This window comes from Bacillus sp. NPDC094064 (assembly GCF_050279585.1).
Classification (GTDB): domain Bacteria; phylum Bacillota; class Bacilli; order Bacillales; family Bacillaceae_G; genus Bacillus_A.
Genome location: NZ_JBNNUI010000004.1, coordinates 272,318 through 293,560 on the forward strand (window position 1 = coordinate 272,318; position 21,243 = coordinate 293,560).

13 protein-coding genes are annotated in these 21,243 nt (G+C 39.1%); 5 read left to right on the plus strand and 8 right to left on the minus strand.

Annotation, left to right across the window (positions count from 1 at the left end):
- Positions 1-19: 19 nt before the first annotated feature.
- The 3 genes from ACQKNI_RS12000 (at position 20) to ACQKNI_RS12010 (ending at position 2,363) form a co-directional block, all read left to right on the plus strand.
- Positions 20-532, plus strand: coding sequence for a gamma carbonic anhydrase family protein (locus tag ACQKNI_RS12000; protein ID WP_088232299.1), 513 nt, complete (start codon positions 20-22; stop codon positions 530-532).
- Positions 533-674: 142 nt separating this feature from the next.
- The gene (locus ACQKNI_RS12005) at positions 675-1,208 is read left to right on the plus strand and encodes a phosphatase PAP2 family protein (protein ID WP_427282402.1); all 534 of its coding nucleotides are present in this window, start codon (positions 675-677) and stop codon (positions 1,206-1,208) included.
- Positions 1,209-1,220: 12 nt separating this feature from the next.
- Entirely contained in the window at positions 1,221-2,363 is a 1,143-nt protein-coding gene (locus ACQKNI_RS12010) for a glycosyltransferase family 4 protein (RefSeq protein WP_098252756.1), read from the plus strand.
- Between the two features lie 127 nt (positions 2,364-2,490).
- Here ACQKNI_RS12010 and ACQKNI_RS12015 read toward each other — a convergent pair whose 3' ends face one another.
- The 8 genes from ACQKNI_RS12015 to ACQKNI_RS12050 form a co-directional block, all read right to left on the minus strand.
- The gene (locus tag ACQKNI_RS12015; protein ID WP_088232302.1) at positions 2,491-3,090 is read right to left on the minus strand and encodes a TasA family protein; all 600 of its coding nucleotides are present in this window, start codon (positions 3,088-3,090) and stop codon (positions 2,491-2,493) included.
- Positions 3,091-3,306: 216 nt separating this feature from the next.
- The gene (locus ACQKNI_RS12020) at positions 3,307-7,443 is read right to left on the minus strand and encodes a S8 family serine peptidase (RefSeq protein WP_427282403.1); all 4,137 of its coding nucleotides are present in this window, start codon (positions 7,441-7,443) and stop codon (positions 3,307-3,309) included.
- Between the two features lie 214 nt (positions 7,444-7,657).
- Positions 7,658-11,821 carry a S8 family serine peptidase gene (locus ACQKNI_RS12025; RefSeq protein WP_427282404.1) on the minus strand — a complete coding sequence of 1,388 codons (4,164 nt, stop codon included), beginning with the start codon at positions 11,819-11,821 and terminating at the stop codon, positions 7,658-7,660.
- 216 nt (positions 11,822-12,037) lie between these two features.
- The gene (locus ACQKNI_RS12030) at positions 12,038-16,177 is read right to left on the minus strand and encodes a S8 family serine peptidase (protein ID WP_088232305.1); all 4,140 of its coding nucleotides are present in this window, start codon (positions 16,175-16,177) and stop codon (positions 12,038-12,040) included.
- A 242-nt stretch (positions 16,178-16,419) separates the two neighbouring features.
- Positions 16,420-17,058: a response regulator gene (locus ACQKNI_RS12035; RefSeq protein WP_088232306.1), complete on the minus strand. Its 639-nt coding sequence runs from the start codon at positions 17,056-17,058 to the stop codon at positions 16,420-16,422.
- Complete coding sequence (locus tag ACQKNI_RS12040; RefSeq protein ID WP_088232307.1) at positions 17,033-18,892, minus strand: GAF domain-containing sensor histidine kinase; 1,860 nt, start codon at positions 18,890-18,892, stop codon at positions 17,033-17,035. Before ACQKNI_RS12040 ends, ACQKNI_RS12035 begins: the two co-directional genes overlap by 26 nt.
- 518 nt (positions 18,893-19,410) lie before the next feature.
- Entirely contained in the window at positions 19,411-20,013 is a 603-nt protein-coding gene (locus ACQKNI_RS12045) for a molybdenum cofactor guanylyltransferase (protein ID WP_098252760.1), read from the minus strand.
- The gene (locus tag ACQKNI_RS12050) at positions 20,010-20,519 is read right to left on the minus strand and encodes a MogA/MoaB family molybdenum cofactor biosynthesis protein (protein WP_088232309.1); all 510 of its coding nucleotides are present in this window, start codon (positions 20,517-20,519) and stop codon (positions 20,010-20,012) included. The genes ACQKNI_RS12045 and ACQKNI_RS12050 overlap by 4 nt, the downstream gene beginning before the upstream one ends.
- Before the next feature lie 330 nt (positions 20,520-20,849).
- Between ACQKNI_RS12050 and ACQKNI_RS12055 the strand changes: the two genes are divergently transcribed.
- Together ACQKNI_RS12055 and ACQKNI_RS12060 are read left to right on the plus strand one after the other, a co-directional pair.
- Positions 20,850-21,029 carry a hypothetical protein gene (locus tag ACQKNI_RS12055; RefSeq protein ID WP_000424805.1) on the plus strand — a complete coding sequence of 60 codons (180 nt, stop codon included), beginning with the start codon at positions 20,850-20,852 and terminating at the stop codon, positions 21,027-21,029.
- 6 nt (positions 21,030-21,035) lie between these two features.
- Positions 21,036-21,215 carry a hypothetical protein gene (locus ACQKNI_RS12060; RefSeq protein WP_088232310.1) on the plus strand — a complete coding sequence of 60 codons (180 nt, stop codon included), beginning with the start codon at positions 21,036-21,038 and terminating at the stop codon, positions 21,213-21,215.
- The last annotated feature ends 28 nt before the right edge of the window (positions 21,216-21,243 follow it).

The window sequence follows — 21,243 nt, forward strand, 5'->3', positions numbered from 1 at the left end:
TAGGAAAGGAAGGCTTTACATGATATATCCTTACAAAGAAAAAAATCCGAAAATTTCGAGTAGTGCTTTTATCGCTGACTACGTAACCATTACAGGTGATGTGACAATTGGTGAGGAAGCAAGTATTTGGTTTAATACAGTCATCCGAGGTGATGTATCACCAACAATCATCGGAGACCGGGTAAATGTACAAGACCAATGTACACTTCATCAAAGCCCACAGTATCCTCTTATTTTAGAAGATGACGTTACAGTTGGGCATCAAGTTATTTTACATAGCTGTCATATTAAAAAAGATGCTTTAATTGGAATGGGCTCTATTATATTAGATGGTGCTGAAATTGGCGAAGGAGCCTTTATCGGTGCTGGGAGCCTCGTTTCACAAGGAAAGAAAATCCCGCCAAACACATTAGCTTTCGGTCGTCCAGCGAAAGTCGTTCGTGAATTAACAGAAGAAGACCGTAAAGACATGGAGCGTATTCGCACACAATATGTTGAAAAAGGTCAATATTATAAATCACTGCAAAAATGATTTTATCGCTGCCATAATACTGGCAGCTTTTTTTATAAAATCTAACTTTTTCTTTACAAAACATTATTACTCCCTCAACAAAATCTTATTAAAATAAAAGCTAATATCTCCATATATATGTAAACGAGGGAGGAGAATTTTCATGAAGGCCAGTGGACTGTATAAAATAGAATGTTACATTTTCAAAGGAATTAACCGATACTTTGATCAAAAAACGTTAAATATCTTTTTCAGCAATATTACTCATATCGGTGGCGCGACTTTCTCCATCGCACTCACACTGTTCTTTTTAATTTTCGCAGATGGAACTTTGCACCAAGCTGCAATTGCAACTGCTATTTCGTTAGCAATTAGCCATATTCCAGTGCAAATATTAAAAAGATGGTATCCACGAAAACGTCCTTATTTAACAATTCAAGATGCGAAATATCCAGTCCATCCATTGAAAGATCACTCTTTCCCGTCTGGTCATACAACGGCTGTTTTCTCGGTCTTCATTCCTTTTATTTGCTATAATCCAAGCTTACTCGTTTTTCTATTACCGCTAGCACTATGCATCGGTATTTCTCGTATTTATTTAGGACTTCATTATCCGTCAGATGTATTCGTCGGTATGTGCCTCGGCACTTGCTCTGGCATTGTCTCTTATTATCAATTCATCCCACTTTTCACATAAAGGAGCGATATGATGAGAGTCGCCATATTTACCGATACTTTTACACCACAAGTGAACGGGGTTGCGAAAACGTTAGAGCGGTTAACACGATATTTTCAGAAAGAAAATATCGCCTACTCTGTTTTCGCCCCTCAGCATACGGCTGAAGATAATTTCGTAGCGAATGTGAACAAAATGAGAAGTATCCCGTTAACAATATTATATCCAGAATGTCGCTTTTCTTTTCCTACTCCGCGCATTAAGCGGGAACTTCTTGCCTTTAAACCTGATATGATTCACATTGCCACACCTTTCAACATGGGACTTTGTGGGTTATATTACGCAAAAAAGTTGAACATCCCGGTTGTCGGTTCTTATCATACTGATTTTGACGCCTATTTACGCTATTACAAAATCGAATTTCTCTCCAATATGCTTTGGAACTATTTAAAATGGTTTCATAGTCATATGCAAAAAAATTTCGTTCCATCCTCTGAAACATTACATCAATTAAAAAATAAAGGCTTTCAGGCTCTCTCTATATGGGGACGCGGGGTAGATTGCACAATCTTTCATCCATCTTACAATACAGACCTATTCCGAAAAAAATATAATATTACAGCGAAGTACGTTCTTTCCTACGTTGGAAGAATTGCTCCTGAAAAAGATATCGACACTCTTCAAACACTTATTCAAACGACAAACAAAGAACGTGACGATATTCATTGGCTCATCGCTGGAGATGGTCCTCTAGCACCAAATTTACGTGAAGCTGTTCCGCAAACAAATGTAACCTTTACTGGCTATTTACAAGGTGAGGATTTAGCTGAATCCTATGCTTCTTCTGATCTAATGGTATTTCCATCATCTACTGAGACCTTTGGAAATGTTGTACTTGAATCCCTTGCATGTGGCACACCTGTCATTGGTGCAAATAGTGGCGGGGTTAAAAATATTATTAAAGATGGAAAAACGGGAGTTCTATGTGAACCTAAAAATGAAGACTCATTTTTATCATCTATTTATAACTTGTTAAATAATGAAGAAACACGTAAACAAATGAGCCAAGATGCTCAATCCTATGCCGCTACACAAAGCTGGGATGAAATTTTCAATGATTTACTCATGCATTATGATGATGCGATTCAAAGTCGAAAAACGGAAATGCTAGCTTAAACTCAGCTTATGTATCATCAATTCACAATATAAAAAGAGGCCACCTTTCGAAGTGTGACCTCTTTTTACATTGCGTTTTTATTTAGCGGTTCATTTGGTACATAAATATAATAAATAAAATTTGAACTTATTTTTCTTTACCTTTTGTTTGGTTCGCATTAAACGTCCAGTTCAATTTCAATGTATCTCCTTGGAATACGTTTTGATCTTCTCCATTATCTTCAAATATGAATTTCACATAGAAACTGTCATCCTTGCCCGGAGCAAGTCCGTTTCCTTCCCAGTTTACGACACCTTTTTCTACAAGATCAGGAAAGCTGCCATCAGCAGTGGCCTTTTTCAATTCAGACAAAGTAGTTTCCCATACAGGAACTGTATTTTTGTCTATGTTCCATAAAAACTCTACTTTGACATGATCACCGAAATCAGCATTTCCATTATCACCTTTTGCATCTATTACAGTGTAATCAGTAAGAAGATGAACGTCCTTAATTTTCAAAGTACCGCTGTTGATTAAGTGGAAATCACGTTCTATTTGATCACCTGGTTTGATTTTGTCAACATCGATGATAACTTGTGGATCAATGCTCAAATCTAACGTACCAGCCGCAAACGTGTTTTCTGATACTTCTTTATCACTAAAGTACGCAAACGTTCCGCCTCCGATTAAAGATAAACCAAGAGCTGCAGATACAACACCCATACCAATTTTTTTCTTAAGACTCATTTTAATAATCCCCCTATTTTTATAATATTTAAACCACTCAAAAGCTGATAAGCCCATATGAAGTAAAAACGAATTATTTCCTTATTTGATGCCTTTTAGATAGCCACTAAGTTCTTAATAAAGAACTTAGTGTTTTATTTAAGAGCGACTATCGATATTTGCAGAAGATGAAATTCCCCCCTCTTTTATCAACAACCACTCCTAGGTCACCCTATTTTATTTCTTCGGTTCTAGACCGATCTGACGTAAGAAATCTGCCAGGCCTTTTTTACCGATTGTTTCTTTTGGTTTAACTACTTCTGGGACGCCGACTTCTTTTTGCAAGAAGTTTTTCTCAACGAACCGGACATCTGTCTCATCTACGACACCGTCTTGATTGATGTCTTGCGGCACGATAGATGCATCCTTCTTACCATATACATCGACTACACTTTGTATATCGCGAATGTCAATCAATCTATCACCATTCACGTCCCCTGCACGACCTTTTAGGGAAGCAAAATTAAAGTTTTGCCCACGCTGTTCACCGTTTACAAAATATCCAGGAATAAAATTCCTCATTGCTTTAAAATGTCCCGGAACCTCGGCAACAACTGTGAATACTTCATCAGAAGCCGGGATACCATCGATACGATATTTTCCTTTTGTATCAATGGTTCCCTTATATTTTTTACCGCTTGGAGACAGCGCATATACTTGGGCACCAATTTTTGTATAGTCTCCCTTTTTCAAATAACCGCCTTCTGTCAAAAAGGCTTCCGGCCCAATATAACCTGACACACTTGAATGCTTCGTAATGATGTTTACATTTTCCGTGTTGTAAAAAGGAATAGCAGTAGCGGCTGTTTGCCCCGCTTTCATATAAGATACCTGTTTTACATCCATAAAGATAGGGTCACTATACCATTCATCATGTACTGCTTTGAACGTAACATCAAGGAAAGGCATATCTCCGTCCATACCGCTGAACGTATCCCCTGTCATAGATGCACCGACTTTCACCGTACTAAAGTAATTTCCTTCCGTCACTACAGGCTCTTGCAGTGATACTTCCAAGCCCTTTTCCTTCGCATACTCGTTTGCCGCATTGTTCAGCTTCACATTTTCAAACTTAAACAAATCTTTGATGAACTCTACCTGGAATTCCCCAGATACAAGCTGCTTTACATTATTCAAGCTCAGTGTCATTGTTACAGGATCGCCGACTTTTAAATCCTTCTTATCGTAACTAGAAGTCGTATACTCTGTACCTTCTTTCATGAAGATATAGTTTTGTCTACCAACTGCCGTTGCGATATCAAACGTAGTCAACTTCAAACTTAAAGGTTTTGTTGCAATGTCGCTTTCCTCAATACCAAATTTCACATCTCCGTTTGCTTGTATCGGGAAGAATCCACCTATAAATCCAGACTCTAAATAGTAAGCCATTGTATTGGAAGATTGATCATAGTTTAAGCCTTTCGATTGTAATACATCTATTGTGTAATCTTTAGCTGTTCCATGGAGCCATACCGCTTTTTGTCCATCCTCTACTGTAAACATGGAGTCGTTAATCTCGATTATACCTGGTTTTTTATCCATGTTTACTTCTGGTGCTGTATTATCCACGATCATCGGTTTGCCTACCACATATGATTTTCCTTCCTCATCATGCCCGATCATTTCAATTGTATAGTCTCCTTCTGGAAGTTTTACAGGGACATCTCCGATTGGCTTGGAAGGATCATTTGTAAATGGATAGACATAGCTATTGAATACTATTCCAGCATAATCTATATCTGTCATCATATTGCTGGCGTCTATCGTTCCAGTCAATCCTACAGCTTTCCCCGATTTGCTGTCTTTGACAACGATATCGATTGTTTCCATTGGGCTATTCAACTTCATGAGTCCAAAGATGAATGGCCTCATGTATTGCCAGAAAGGCGTATTATTTGTTACTGATGGTCGTTCCGTTTCCATATAGGCAAATCCCTTTTCCGTCACCATGACGGCGAACGGAATTTGATACGTTTCGGCCGGATTGTTCGCATTCGTTACATGAATATATCCTTCGTATCTGCCTGCCGCGGCGCTAGAAGGAACCGTGATTTTCGGCTGTAGCTCCTGTGATTTTCCACTTGCTACTGTAAGAGATGCCGGCACCTCAACTTGTACACCGTTCTTCACCGCATCTTGAATACCTGTACGTTCGCCGTGATACTCTACTTCTACTTTAAATGATTTTTCTTCTTTGCCGTTGTTTTGGACATTTACTTTTTTGCTCGCTTCAATCGGTTTATCCCCTTGCCTAACATGTCTGCCAAACACGATAGAACCTGTTTGTTCATCAATTTCGACAACATTTCCATTCTCGACATTTTGTGTTTTGTCTAATACTTTAATGGATGTGTCCGTATGAACGGCTTCATACGCATCAATGCGCCCAGCACCCGCCTCGTATACGGAATAGTCCCCATTCAAATCATCAGATGTATTCATAAGAGCCGCTTTTACATCAAATGGTGTATATTCCGGATGCTCCTGCAGGATCAATGCTACTGTACCCGCTACGTGAGGAGTAGCCATAGAAGTACCAGACAAGCGTACATATGCATTGCTGTAATTTACGCCGTCCTGTGGATCATTAATATATTCCGGTGCAGTAGAGAAAACAGACACACCCGGAGCGACTACATCTGGCTTAATATCGTAGTTTCCTTCTACCGGTCCACGTGAACTAAAATCAGCTAAGTGATCGCCTTCCGTTTTTGTATTGCTCAGCGTTTCGAATTTGAAAGATACTTCACCTAGTCCTTTTAACCGTTCGCCATCCGCTTTTGACAGGCGGAAAGATGGAAGAAGACCTACCCCCTCACCTAAGTAGGCAGATATTTGTCCGTCTACATTGTTATACACGATAGCAGCCTTCGCTCCGGCTTTTTTGGCGTTTTTGATTTTTTCATCAAACGTTATTTCCCCGCGCTGAATCAACGCAATTTTTCCATTGAGGTCTTTTCCAGTAAAATCTGCTTCTTTACCAAGTCCTGCAAATACAACCGGTAAGGATTGTCCTTCGAAATCTTCTAACTTATCAGGAAAATCTTTACCTAATAGCTGCATACCTTCAAACTTTTCGTTCGCAGCACTCCCGCTGAATGTAGGAATAGACATGGCAGCATCACTTGCTCCTACTGAAATACCAAGAGCTGCCGTTCCCGGGGAACCGAGTGTTTTTTCGTTTGGCCCGGCGTTACCTGCAGCAACAACTGTTACCACACCTGAAAGCATGGCGTTATTTACTGCGACAGAAGTAGCGTATAGCGGATTGTTCGTCTGCGCACCTAGCGACATGTTGATAACGTCCATACCATCTGCAATCGCTTTATCGATTCCAGCAAGAATTCCTTCTGTAGATCCTGCTCCCCAAGGGCCTAGTACTCTGTAAGCATATAAATCTACTTCAGGTGCTACACCTTTCACAGCATAATCCGCGTTATTTTTCTTTTGAGCTGCAATCGTCCCCGCTACATGTGTACCATGATTTGTGTAATACTTATAGCCAGGATATTCTGGCTTACCAGCTTTTATCCAATCCTCGTATGTTGTTTCCATCGGATCTGCATCGTTATCAACAAAATCATATCCGCCTTTATAGGCACCTTTTAAGTCAGGATGATTGTAGTCAACACCTGTATCAAGAACGCCGACTTTAACCCCTTTACCCATAATATTTTCTGCATGAAGCTTGTCCACACCAATTTGCGGGATGCTGTCTGCCATTTTCGGATTGATTGTTTCCTTCGTTTCTACCGGCGGTTCCACTTTTACCTCGTAATCTTTATAAACACGTTTTACGACTCCAGATTGGATCAGCTCTTGCACTGCAACACCAGGTAGAGTCATCGCTACACCGTTGATTGCATTCTTATATTCGCGTGTGATTTCCACTTTTTGCGTATCATAAGTGCCAGCGTCCTTCTTCGATTTTAAAGATTCGACATGTTGCTTAAACACTTTATGTTCTTCATCCACTTTTGCTTGCGCAGTAGTAGCAGCGATTTTCTTTCCTTTCGCCGCTTGTTTCATCACTTCAATTTTCGCTGGCGCCTGATTGAATTCCACGATAACTTTGACTAGTTCAGGACTACTAGCATCAATATCAGGCGAAATTGTAAAGTTAGGGTTTACATCTAATTGCTCTAAAGCCTTTCTTTGATCTGCCGACAGGTTCGTCAAGATTTTCTCCACATTATCAACTGGATTCAGTTCAACCGGACTTTCTGCCAATACGTTATATGGAATACCTTGTGACAATAGCATGCCTACAGCTAACGTTCCTATAAGAAGCTTCCCTTTTTTTCTTCTCTTCATAGCTCATCCTCTTTTCCTCATATAATTGTTTTACAAACAATCTGTGAAGCTAGTAACTAAGATGCCATTCTGAAAATCAAACAAAAGAAGTAATCTTTAAAGCTATTGATCTCACTTTTTGTAAAGATATAGCGGATAAAATCTATCATTAGATTAAGTGAGGAATCATTAGTGGGGAATGAAGAAAGGCCCCACTAATGGAAGTTTCACTGCATTACTTTGATTTTGGCGCCAAACCGATCTGACGTAAGAAATCTGCCAGTCCTTTTTTACCAATTGTTTCTTTCGGTTTAACTACTTCTGGGACACCGACTTCTTTTTGCAAGAAGTTTTTCTCAATGAAGCGGACATCTGTCTCGTCTACGACACCGTCTTGGTTGAGATCTTGTGGCAAGATAGATGCATCTTTCTTGCCGTATGCTTCAACTACACTTTGCATATCGCGAATGTCAATCAATCTATCACCATTCACGTCCCCTGCAAGATTTTTCAGAGAAGAAGCACCGAATGTAAAATGTTGTCCGCGCATCTCACCGTTTACAGGATATCCAGGAATAAACTTCTTCATCGCTTTAAGATGTCCCGGAACATCTAAAACAACTGTGTATGCTTCAGTAGAAGCTGGGATACCGTTAATGACGTATCGTCCTTTATCATCAATTGTTCCCTGATATTTTTTCCCTTTTGGAGACATCGCATATATTTGAGCACCGACTTTTGTATAATCCACTTTTCTCAAATATTCATAGCTCCCATCCCGATTCAAAAATGCTTCCGGCCAGATAGAACCCTGTACTCTCGAATGCGTTGGAATGACTTTAAAGCTTTCCGTACTGAAATTGGGAATGGCAGTAGCTGCTGTTTGTCCTGCTTTCATATAAGACGCCTGCTTTACATCAAATTTAATATCATTATCGAAATCTGCATCACTTACTAATTTGAATGTTACATCAAGGAAAGGCATATCGCCGTCCATACCGCTAAATGCATTCCCTTTCATAGATGCGCCAACTTTCACCGTATTCTTGAAAGTTCCTTCTGTCACCACAGGTTCTTGCAGTGATACTTCCAAGCCTTTTTCCTTCGCGTACTCGTTTGCCGCATTGTTCAGCTTCACATTCTCAAACTTGAAAAAATCTTTGCTAAATTCGACTTGGAATTCTCCAGATACAAGCTGCTTTACATTATTGAGGCTCAGTGTCATCGTAACTGTATCGTCAATTTTTACATCCTTCTTATCGTAACTAGAAGTCGTATATTCCGTACCTTCTTTCACAAAGACATATTTTTGTGTATCAACTGCCGTTGCAATATCAAACGTAGTCAACTTCAATTGTAACGGTTTTGTTGCAATATCACTTTCTTCAATTCCGAATTTTACATCTCCATTCGGTTGAATCGGAAAATACCCATCATCTATGAACATAGGATTTACAGCGTAAGCCATGCTGTTGGAAGACTGATCATAGTTTAAACCTTTCGATTTCAATACATCTACTGTGGAATCTTTAGCTGTTCCATGCAGCCATACCGCTTTTTGTCCATCCTCTACTGTAAACATGGAGTCATTAACCTCAATTACACCCGGTTTTTTATCCATGTTCACTTCTGGTGCTGTATTGTCCACAATAAGCGGATTGTCTACAACATATGATTTCCCTTCCTCATCGTGCCCAATCGTTTCCAGTATATAATCGCCTGCTGGAAGCTTCACAGGAAGATCGCTAATCGGCTTGGAAGGATCATTTGTAAATGGATAGACAGTACCGCCGAATGCATTCATAAGATAAGTTTCTACGTCTGTCATTAATTTACTAGTATTCGCTGTTCCTATAAAACCTACAGCTTTCCCTGTTTTACTATCCTTAACAAGCACATCGATTGTTTGCATTGAGCTATTCATCTTCATTATTCCGTGAACCACAGGAGGGGCTAAATATAGCCAGAAAGGTGTATTATTTGTTACGGCTGGTGAAGTCGTTTTTAAATATTCAAATCCCTTTTCCGTCACCATGACAGCGAACGGGATTTGATATGTTTCAGCCGGATTGTTCGCATTCGTTACATGAATATATCCTTCGTATCTGCCTTTCGCTGCGCTAGCAGGAATCGTAATTTTCGGCTGTAGTTCCTGTGATTGTCCGCTTCCCACTGTAAGGGACGCCGGCACCTCAACTTGTATACCGTTCTTTACTGCATCTTGAATGCCTGTACGCTCACCGTGATACTCCACTTCTACTTTAAAGGATTTTTCGTCTTTACTATTGTTCTGGACAACCACCTTTTTGCTCGCTTCAATTGGTTTATCATCTTGCTTAACATGTCTGCCAAACACGATGGAACCTGTTTGTTCGTCAATTTCGACAACCTTGCCGTTCTCGACATTTTGTGTTTTGTCTAATACTTTAATGGATGTGTCCGTATGAACAGCTTCATATGCATCGATGCGCCCTGCGCCTACTTCGTATACAGAATTCTGGCCATTCAAATCATCAGATGTATTCATAAGAGCCGCTTTTACATCGAAAGGTGTGTATTCTGGATGCTGCTGCAGGATCAATGCTACTGTACCCGCTACGTGAGGAGTAGCCATAGAAGTACCAGACAAGCGTACATATGCATTGCCGTAATTTATGCCGTCCTGCGGATCGTTAATATATTCCGGTGCGGTAGAGAAAACCGACACACCAGGAGCGACTACATCTGGCTTAATGTCATAATTTCCGTTTACCGGTCCGCGTGAGCTGAAATCAGCTAAGTGATCACCTTCCGTTTTTGTATTGCTCAATGTTTCGAATTTGAAAGATACTTCACCTAGTGCCTTTAACCGTTCACCATCTGCTTTTGACAGGCGGAAGGATGGAATAAGACCTACTCCTTCACCTAAGTAGGCAGATATTTGTCCGTCAGCATTGTTATACACGATAACCGCTTTCGCTCCAGCTTTTTTAGCATTTTTAATTTTTTCATCAAACGTAATTTCCCCGCGCTGAATCAGCGCAATTTTTCCGTTTAAATCTTTACCTGTAAAATCAGCTTCTTTACCAAGTCCTGCAAATACAATCGGGAAGGATTGTCCCCCAAGATCTTCTAACTTATCAGGAAAATCTTTACCTAATAGCTGCATACCTTCAAATTTTTCATTAGATGCACTCCCGCTGAATGTAGGAATAGACATGGCAGCATCACTTGCCCCTACTGAAATACCAAGAGCCGCCGTTCCAGGAGAACCGAGTGTTTTTTCGTTTGGTCCAGCGTTACCTGCGGCAACAACTGTCACCACACCTGAAAGCATGGCGTTATTTACTGCGACAGAAGTAGCATATAGCGGATCATTTTTCTGCGCACCTAGTGACATGTTGATGACATCCATACCATCCGCAATTGCTTTATCCATCCCAGCAAGGATTCCCGCTGTATTTCCTCCGCCCCATGGTCCTAGTACTCTATAAGCATATAAATCTACATCAGGTGCCACACCTTTTACAGCGTAATCTGTATTGTTTTTCTTTTGGGCTGCAATTGTTCCTGCTACATGTGTACCATGGTTTGTATAGTACACTAAGCCTGGAGATTGTGGCTTACCAGCTTTTATCCAATCAGCGTAGGTCGTTTCCATTGGATCTGCATCGTTATCTACAAAATCATATCCGCCTTTATAAGCATCTTTTAAATCTGGATGATTATAGTCAACACCTGTATCAAGAACGCCGACTTTAATCCCTTTACCTGTAATGTTTTCTGCATGAAGCTTGTCCACACCAATTTGCGGAATACTGTCCGCCATTTTCGGATCAATTGTTTCTTTCGTTTCTACTGGAGGTTCCACTTTTACCTCATAGTCTTTAAAAACACGGTTTACTACTCCAGATTGGACCAACTCCTGCACAGCCACACCAGGTAAAGTCATCGCTACACCGTTGATTGCATTTTTATATTCGCGTGTGATTTCCATTTTTTTCGTATCGTAAATGCCAACATCTTTCTTCGATTTTAAAGATTCGACATGTTGTTTGAACACTTTATGCTCTTCATCCACTTTTGCTTGCGCAGTAGTAGCAGCTATTTTCTTTCCTTTCGCCGCTTGTTTCATCACTTCAATTTTCGCCGGAGCCTGCTTGAATTCCACGATAACGTTAACTAATTTAGAACTATTCGTATCAATATCAGGTGAAATCGTAAAGTTAGGATTTGCATCCAATTGCTCTAAAGCCTTTCTTTGTTCTGCCGATAGGCCCTTCAGGACTGTCTCCACATTATCAACTGACTTCAGTTCAGCCGGACTTTCTGCCAATACGTTATACGGAATACCCTGTGACAATAGCATACCCACAGCTAACGTTCCTATAAGAAGCTTCCCACTTTTTCTTCTCTTCATAGCTCATCCTCTTTTCTTCATATAATTGTTTTACAAACAATCCGTGAAACTAGTAAACTAAGATGCCATTCTGAAAATCAAACAAAAGAAGTAACCTTTAAAGCTATTGATCTTACTTTGTATAAAAATATAGTAGATACAATCTATCATTAGATTAAGTGAGAAATCATTAGTGAGGGATGAAGAAAATCCCCCACTAATAGAAGTTTCACTCTATTACTTTGATTTCGGCTCTAAACCAATCTGACGCAGGAAGTCTGCCAGACCTTTTTTACCGATTGTTTCTTTCGGCTTAACCACTTCTGGAACATCGACTTCTTTTTGCAAGAAGTTTTTCTCAATAAAGCGGACATCTGTCTCATCTACGACACCGTCTTGATTGAGATCTTGCGGCAAGATGGATGCATCCTTTTTACCGTATACATCAACTACGCTTTGCATATCTCGAATATCAATCAATCTGTCACCATTCACATCTCCTGCAAGACCTTTAGTGCCTAATCTGAAATATTGCCCGCGCACCTCACCGTTTACAGAATATCCAGGAATAAATTTATTCATCGCTTTCAGATGTCCCGGAACATCGACAACAACTGTGTGTGCTTCAGTAGAAGCTGGGATACCATTAATCGTATATGCCCCTTTACTATCAATTGTTCCCTTATATTTTTTACCTTTTGGGGACAGCACATATACTTCGGCACCTATTTTTGTATAATCTCCTGATTTCAAAGAACCGCTTGCTGTCAAGAATGCTTCTGGCTTGATAGGACCCAGCACTCTCGAATGCGTTGGAATGATGTTAAAGCTCTCCGTATTTAAATAAGAAATGGCAGTAGCAGCTGTTTGTCCCGCTTTCATATAAGACGCCTGTGGTACATTAAATTTGGTAGCATTATTGTAATATGCATCACTTACTAATTTGAGCGTTACATCAAGGAAAGGCATATCACCGTCCATACCGTTAAATGCATTCCCTTTCATAGATGCGCCGACTTTCACCGTATTGGTGTTAGTTCCTTCTTTCACCACAGGTTCTTGCAGCGATACTTCCAAGCCATTTTCTTTCGCGTACTCATTTACCGCATTGTTCAATTTCACATTCTCAAACTTATATAAATCGTTCATGAATTCGACCTGGAATTCCCCAGATACAAATTGCTTCACATTATTGAGACTAAGTGTCATCGTAACTGTATCGCCGACTCTTACGTCTTTCTTATCATAACTAGAAGTCGTATATTCCGTACCTTCTTTTACGAAGACATAGCTTTGCTTATTAAATGTCGTTGCAATATCAAACGTATTCAAAGTCAAATTTAGAGGTTTTTTTGCAATATCATTTGCCTCAATACCGAATTTCACATCTCCATTTGCTTGGATTGGGAAGCTTCCACCTACCATTCCAGAGTTTGCATAGTACTCCATGGTGTTGGATGATTGATCAACGTTCAAGCCTTTGGACTTCAATAGATCCACTGTCGCATCCTTAGCCGTTCCATGCACCCATACTGCTTTCTTTCCATCTTCTTCCGTAAACATGGAGTCATTCACTTCAATCACACCCGGTTTTTTATCCATGTTCACTTCCGGTGCTGTATTGTCCAAAATAAGCGGATTATGTGCAACATATGATTTTCCTTCCTCATCGTGCCCAATCGTTTCCAGTATATAATCGCCTGCTGGAAGCTTCACAGGAATATCACTAATCGGCTTGGAAGGATCATTTGTAAATGGATAGACAATACCATTGAATGCTCCTACAAGAAAAGTTTCTTTGTCCGTTTGCAACTTACTAGTGTTCGCTGTTCCTACAAAACCTACAGCTTTCCCTGTCTTACTGTCCTTAACAAGCACATCGATTGTTTGCATCGGACTATTCAACTTCATTATGCCGTGGACCGTAGTGTTTAAAAGATCCCAGAAAGGTGTATTATTCGTTACGGATGGTGTACTCGTTTTTATATATTCAAATCCCTTTTCTGTCACCATGACAGCGAATGGGATTTGATATGTTTCGGATGGATTGTTCGCATTCGTTACATGAATATATCCTTCATACCTGCCTTTCGCTGCACTAGAAGGAATCGTAATTTTTGGCTGCAGCTCCTGCGATTGTCCGCTTGCCACTGTAAGAGATGCAGGCACCTCAACTTGTATTCCATTCTTCACTGCATCTTGAATGCCTGTACGTTCACCGTGATACTCTACTTCTACTTTAAAGGATTTTTCTTCTTTACCGTTGTTTTGGACATTTACTTTTTTGCTTGCTTCAATTGGTTTATCATCTTGCTTAAAATGTCTGCCAAACATAATAGAACCTGTTTGTTCGTCAATTTCAACAACATTTCCGTTCTCAATATTTTTTGTTTTGTCCAATACTTTGATAGATGTATCCGTATGAACAGCTTGATACGCATCAATGCGCCCCGCACCTACTTCGTATACGGAGTTCTGGCCATTCAAATCATCCGATGTATTCATAAGAGCCGCTTTTACATCGAAAGGTGTGTATTCTGGATGCTCCTGCAAAATCAATGCAGCTGTACCCGCTACGTGAGGAGACGCCATAGAAGTACCAGACAAGCGTACATATGCATTGCCGTAATTTATGCCGTCCTGCGGATCATTGATGTATTCCGGTGCAGTAGAGAAAACCGACACACCCGGAGCGACTACATCCGGCTTAATGTCATAATTTCCGTTTACTGGTCCACGTGAGCTGAAATCAGCTAAGTGATCACCTTCCGTTTTTGTATTGCTCAGCGTTTCGAATTTGAAAGATACTTCACCTAGTCCTTTTAACCGTTCTCCATCCGCTTTTGACAGACGGAAAGATGGAATAAGACCTACTCCTTCACCTAAGTAGGCAGATATTTGTCCGTCGACATTGTTATATACGATAACCGCTTTTGCTCCAGCATTTTTTGCATTTTTAATTTTTTCATCAAACGTAATTTCTCCGCGCTGAATTAACGCAATTTTTCCGTTAAGATCTTTCCCCGTAAAATCAGCTGGTTTACCAAGTCCCGCAAATACAATTGGTAACGATTGTCCCTCTAAATCTTCTAACTTATCAGGAAAATCTTTACCTAATAGCTGCATATTTTCAAACTTTTCGTTAGATACACTCCCGCTGAATGTAGGAATAGACATGGCAGCATCACTTGCCCCTACTGAAATACCAAGAGCTGCCGTTCCCGGGGAACCTAGTGTTTTTTCGTTTGGCCCGGCGTTACCTGCAGCAACAACTGTCACCACACCTGAAAGCATGGCGTTATTTACTGCAACAGAAGTGGCATATAACGGATCGTTCGTCTGCGCACCTAGCGACATGTTGATGACATCCATACCATCTGCAATTGCTTTATCGATTCCAGCAAGGATTCCCGCAGAATTCCCTCCGCCCCAAGGGCCTAATACTCTGTAAGAATATAGGTCAACTTCAGGTGCTACACCTTTTACAGCGTAATCTGCATTGTTTTTCTTTTGAGCTGCAATTGTCCCCGCTACATGTGTACCATGGTTTGTATAGTACACTAAGCCTGGATATTGTGGCTTACCAGCTTTTATCCAATCCTCGTACGTCGTTTCCATCGGATCTGCATCGTTATCTACAAAATCATACCCACCTTTATAAGCATCTTTTAAGTCAGGATGATTGTAGTCCACACCTGTATCAAGAACGCCAACTTTAATTCCTTTACCCATAATATTTTCTGCATGAAGCTTGTCCACGCCAATTTGTGGAATGCTGTCCGCCATTTTCGGATCAACCGTTTCTTTCGTTTCTACCGGAGGTTCCACTTTTACCTCGTAATCTTTAAAGACGCGTTTTACGACTCCAGATTCGATCAACTCTTGCACTGCCACACCCGGTAACGTCATCGCTACGCCGTTAATCGCATTTTTATATTCACGTGTGATTTCCACTTTTTTCATATCGTACGTGCTAGCATCCTTCTTCGATTTTAAAGATTCGATATGTTGCTTAAACACTTTATGTTCTTCATCCACTTTTGCTTGCGCAGTAGTAGCAGCTATTTTCTTCCCTTTCGCCGCTTGTTTCATCACTTCAATTTTTGCTGGAGCCTGATTGAACTCCACGATAACGTTAACTAATTCAGAACTATTAGAGTCAATATCAGGTGAAATCGTAAAATTAGGACTTACATCTAACTGTTCCAACGCCTTTCTTTGTTCTGAAGACAGATTCATTAGTACCTGTTCCGCATTATCAACTGGCTTCAGTTCAACCGCGCTTTCTGCCAATACATTATACGGAACACCTTGTGACAATAGCATACCAGCAACTAACGTTCCTGTAAGAACCCTCCCAAATTTCCCTCTCTTCATACAAGTTCCCCCATCTAAATTTATTTATATCTGTAGTTATTGCATAACATAAATTTCCGAAGCTATTAGGCTACAAATCTACTTTCTTATCTTATAAAATTAAAACTTTTCTGAAAATTATCAAAAAGTAATATTTTTTTAGTTATTAGTTCTATACCGTATAGTACAAAAGAACTACCCCGTACTTTATTATTTTGAGTAAAATAATAAAGTGCAGGGTAGTTCTTTTAAATGATTTTTATTTAAGAAAATGGAACAAGCTGATTTCGCACAGCATATATGACTGCTTGTGAACGGCTTTTTACATTCAGTTTTCTGAAAATCTTATTAATATGGATTTTAACTGTCTTATCACTGATATATAGAGCTTCAGCAATTTCCTTATTACTAAGACCTTTAACCAATTCAAACAGTATTTCTTTTTCACGCTCTGTTAGTTCATTTTCATTTGATTCTGATTTCGTTTGCTGATGATATGTAATCAACTTTTTAGTCATACGCGGATGAATCACAGAATCTCCTTGTAATACCATTCGGATTGCCGCCACTACCTGCTCGGATGATGAATCCTTCAGTAAATAACCGTCTGCACCTGCCCGAAGAGCAGCCATCAAGTATTCATCATGTTCATACATAGTCAATACGAGAACACGGCAGCTCGGATACTGATCTTTCACGAGTGATGTAGCCTCGATACCATTTTTCCCCGGTAAATTAATATCCATTAAGATACAATCGGGCCTACACTCTTCCACTTTTTTTACTACTTCATCCCCGGAAACAGCTTCTCCAACTACTCGCATATCAGATTCGAGTTCCAATATACTTCGAATTCCATCACGCAAAACAGTATGATCATCCACTACTAATATTCGAATCATGGTAATCCTCCCCCATTTCTGAATCTGGAATTAACAATGTGATTTCTGTCCCTTTTCCTGCTGAACTATCTATTTGAAGGACAGCCCCTAGCTGTTCAGCCTGTTCATTCATATGTAATATACCATAGTGCGGCTCATGCTTTGCTTTAATCATCGATTCAAAAAGAGAAAAACCAATTCCGTTATCCTTTACCTTTAAAAGTACATGTTCCCGTTGATAGCTTAATAGAATGTCAACTTTATCTGCCCTTGCATGCTTTATAATGTTCTGCAAGCTTTCCTGCAAAGTATCGAAGATAACTCTTTCTTTCGTAAAACTAAGTTTTCGAGAACGGCCTCTTTCATGATATGTAATGGCTAGACCATATTCTTGTTTTAAGGATTGAACTTTATTTATAATTGCTTGTTTTAGTCCTAATCTTTGTGTTGGATATGGCTTTAAAGCATAAATAGAATAACGAACTTCACTTAAACTCTTCCGTAATTTTTTTATGCTTGTATCTACCACTTGCTGCATGTCTTTTGGTCGATCTGCATATTTTTTCTGAGCTGACTCCATCTGAAATATCACTCCGGCCAATGCTTGTGCGATTCCATCGTGGATTTCACGAGCAATTCGATTTCTTTCTTCTAAAATCGTTCTTTTTTCCTGTTCAGAAATGAGTGTCCGTGTTTTAAGCAAGCTGCCTAATTGATTGGCAAACGTAGCTAAAGTTTGTACATCTTCAGTAATAAAACTCGCACTTCTGCTTTTCCCTGCCACAAACATTCCAACTAATTCATGATTTACCTTAAGAGGTAAATACACAAGAGAGCGCATCGTATTTTCAAACACTTCATCTCCCGGAGCCATACCTGTTTTCCAATCAGTAACAACAACAGTTTCTGATATCTCTTCAAACTCCTTATGTAGGTCAGAATAATTAGAAATATCACGATGTACTTTTCCATCCTTTAATAAAAGTGTCCAGTTCTCTTCATCTTTCGCCCATAAAACATATGCCTGTATTCCTAGAAATCCTTTCAGTGATTGTTTCATCTGCTGTAAGTTGCCGGCAGATAGTCCACGACTTAATTCCGTCGTAATGGAAAAAAGCTTATATAATCTTTCTTTTTCCACCCGTATTTGTCTAACGAAAGAGCTAATGATACAGATTGCCACAAGCGGGAAAAAGAAGAACAGAACCATAATTTCATCCATCACTCCGCGATATCGGTAATCTAACATATGTATAAGTGAAGAATAAAACAAACAAAAACTCAAACTCAAGAGTACTAACATATTCTTATTACGCCACTCTTCTAGCGGATAGGGCTGAGGAAGCAGTATGATTAAAAGATCGTAAAATAAACTGTTAAAAAGGCACAGAAATGCGCTGAATAAAAACAAAATTATGAATTTTTCATACAAAACCGAAAGATTCATTCCAGAAATAAACAATGAGAAACATCCACTGGAAAACCATTCTGCCAATACGATACTAAGAGCAAGTTGCGCACAATTAAATACCGTCCTTTGCATAGGTAATCGGCGAAACAATTGGATACATAACATCACACCCACACACGAAACAACAGTTATATGCATTCCAAACTGCCAATTCATTGTATAAATAAGCGTAAGACTGAGTGTGATCCCCCCTCTCCAAATGCGGATAGGAAAATACTCAGTAATTCCCATAAACATAATTAACAACAAAAGTAGTATAAAATGGGAAGGCATTTCACTTAAAAATAAGGAAATGACAACAGCAATTAAACCAAGAAAAGAGATAGAATAAATATAAAAACTAGCTACTTTCTCTCTCATAGAAGTAAAATCTATCTTTTTCAAAACGATCCCTCCCTCAAAAAATTTATTACCATCATTATCTAATAAAAAACCGGCACTGGCAAAATGAGAATGTTCCCATTAGCCAATCACCGGTTGTGCACTGTCCCTTAGAAGGGGTGACACAATATTAGTATAAAACAGGACTCTCCATTTCAGCTACCCATCAAATGTTATATTTGTAAATATATTCTATGTCTATCGTATAGAACTAAAGATGTATATAAATCAATTTCATAACAAAAAAACTCCCTTCAACTAGACAGAGGGAGTTTCTTACACAATTATAAAACTTCGTTCACTAAATGATACATAAGGTGAAATATCATTTTATTTCTATATTCATTATAACGAAAATATACATAACTAAACAGACTTGTAATAAAAACCCATAAAAATTAAAATATGGTTATACAGTATTTTTACTGTATGATGATTTTAAGAAATTCCCCTTAAAATCAACTTACTCACATACCTTTATACAGTAATTGTTCCCCAATTTCTGTATATCAAAAAACCTTTCATTCATTTGAAAGGTTTTTTTGAGCCTGTACATACTCTTCTTTCGTATTCACATTCATAAACCAATCTGCATTCGCTTGTACATCTTCTCCAGCAACATATTTCACATTACATTGTGATAAAAGCTGCCCCATACTTCTTTTCTCTTCTTGAAGTAAAGTGTAAATCTTCTCTTTCACACGGTTATGATACGCTGCAAGTAACGGCTGTTTTCTTCCATTAATAATAGGTACAACCGCATCATACTCGTCACCCGTTTGCTTTAATAAAATAAGAAACCACTCTTTTGAAACATTTGGCGCATCGCAAGGCATAATCACGTACCAATCTGCTTCGATATATTCCATTCCTGATACAATTCCAGCAAGTGGGCCGTTTCCTTTATAATGCGGAATATCTTCTATAACAGGAACTTGTACGAATTGCTCTACTCGCTCTTTTATATCGGAGTGACTAATGACTACAACTTCTTGCATCGCAGTTATCATCACTTTTAAAATATGCTCAATAAAAGTACTCCCTTGCCAGCTCGCCAACGCTTTCGGTTCACCGAATCTGCTCGACATACCACCCGCTAATACAATTCCAGCAAACTTACTCATTGGCGATGCAACTCAAATGTAATATGACCTAATTCCGGTAAAATTAACTTATTCATCGCAAGACGAACTGCTCCGCTAGACCCTGGCATTGAAAAGACAACTTTGCGCCCAATTGTACCGCCGATTGCTCTACTTAACATTGCGCTGCTTCCGATATCTTCTAAATAACTAATCATGCGGAACAACTCACCAAATCCGACAATTTCTTTATCTAATAGCACTGATACTGCTTCAATCGTTACATCACGTTTCGTAATACCAGTTCCGCCATTCGTTAATACAACATCAACGTCTTCCCTATGATAACCAGCTAACACAGCTTGCTGAATACTCTCTTTATCATCTTTTACAATTTCATAAGCAGTAACGATATGCCCCGCCTCTTTTAACAGTTCATGTAATAGCTGGCCGCTCTTATCTGTCTCTTCCGTACGTGTATCGGAAATCGTCACGATCTTGCAGCGCACTTCTTTTGGCGCTTGTTTTTTATGTTCATTGACACTCATTTTTCATCTTCCCTTTCACTTTCTTGTAAAATTATGTATGAAGCAAATAATTCAACATGATACAATATAAGTATATTTATCCATATAAAGGAGTTTTTCGTGTTTTATAACATAAAACGATATGTACCTATTATACCATTCTTAATTATATTATCCCTTTTTCAATCCATCGCTTACGGGTTTGATATTAATTTTTTAAAATTGTATGTACTGATGCCTGATGGTGGTATTCGTTACTATTTGACTAGTACAGCCATTCCACTTGCCCTTGCCTATATAGTGGATTTTATTTTTAAGCGTTCTATTTCTAAATACGGAGGTCTACCTATTATGGAACTTTATAAAAAATTAACAACAACATTCATCCTCTTATTCGTCGCTTCCATTACTGTTGGCTTTTCTCTAAAAGGAGCAATTCCATACGCTACATTAGTGAGCATTATATTTGCAACGTTATTTTTACTAAGCAGTGCATTTTGCGCGGGTAAAGCACGTCAAATGAAAGGTTGATTACATATGTTCCAGAAGAAACCGATCCTTTGTAAATCATGCGAAAAAGAAATACAAACGCATGAAAAAGCATGGATTTATATGCCATTTCCGACAAGCGGACTGACAAATATGAAAAAGTATATTGAGCTAGAAGGAAAAACATATTGTAATTCATGTATCCAAATAATAAGTAAAACAAAATAAAAAAAGCTTTGCGCTCACCGCGCAAAGC

Excerpts from the sequence above, each read along its gene's own strand:
- ACQKNI_RS12000 (WP_088232299.1), top strand. The coding sequence starts at position 20 with ATGATATATCCTTACAAAGAAAAAAATCCGAAAATTTCGAGTAGTGCT.
- ACQKNI_RS12005 (WP_427282402.1), top strand. The coding sequence starts at position 675 with ATGAAGGCCAGTGGACTGTATAAAATAGAATGTTACATTTTCAAAGGA.
- ACQKNI_RS12010 (WP_098252756.1), top strand. The coding sequence starts at position 1,221 with ATGAGAGTCGCCATATTTACCGATACTTTTACACCACAAGTGAACGGG.
- ACQKNI_RS12015 (WP_088232302.1), bottom strand. The coding sequence starts at position 3,090 with ATGAGTCTTAAGAAAAAAATTGGTATGGGTGTTGTATCTGCAGCTCTT.
- ACQKNI_RS12020 (WP_427282403.1), bottom strand. The coding sequence starts at position 7,443 with ATGAAGAGAAGAAAAAAAGGGAAGCTTCTTATAGGAACGTTAGCTGTA.
- ACQKNI_RS12025 (WP_427282404.1), bottom strand. The coding sequence starts at position 11,821 with ATGAAGAGAAGAAAAAGTGGGAAGCTTCTTATAGGAACGTTAGCTGTG.
- ACQKNI_RS12030 (WP_088232305.1), bottom strand. The coding sequence starts at position 16,177 with ATGAAGAGAGGGAAATTTGGGAGGGTTCTTACAGGAACGTTAGTTGCT.
- ACQKNI_RS12035 (WP_088232306.1), bottom strand. The coding sequence starts at position 17,058 with ATGATTCGAATATTAGTAGTGGATGATCATACTGTTTTGCGTGATGGA.
- ACQKNI_RS12045 (WP_098252760.1), bottom strand. The coding sequence starts at position 20,013 with ATGAGTAAGTTTGCTGGAATTGTATTAGCGGGTGGTATGTCGAGCAGA.
- ACQKNI_RS12050 (WP_088232309.1), bottom strand. The coding sequence starts at position 20,519 with ATGAGTGTCAATGAACATAAAAAACAAGCGCCAAAAGAAGTGCGCTGC.
- ACQKNI_RS12055 (WP_000424805.1), top strand. The coding sequence starts at position 20,850 with ATGGAACTTTATAAAAAATTAACAACAACATTCATCCTCTTATTCGTC.
- ACQKNI_RS12060 (WP_088232310.1), top strand. The coding sequence starts at position 21,036 with ATGTTCCAGAAGAAACCGATCCTTTGTAAATCATGCGAAAAAGAAATA.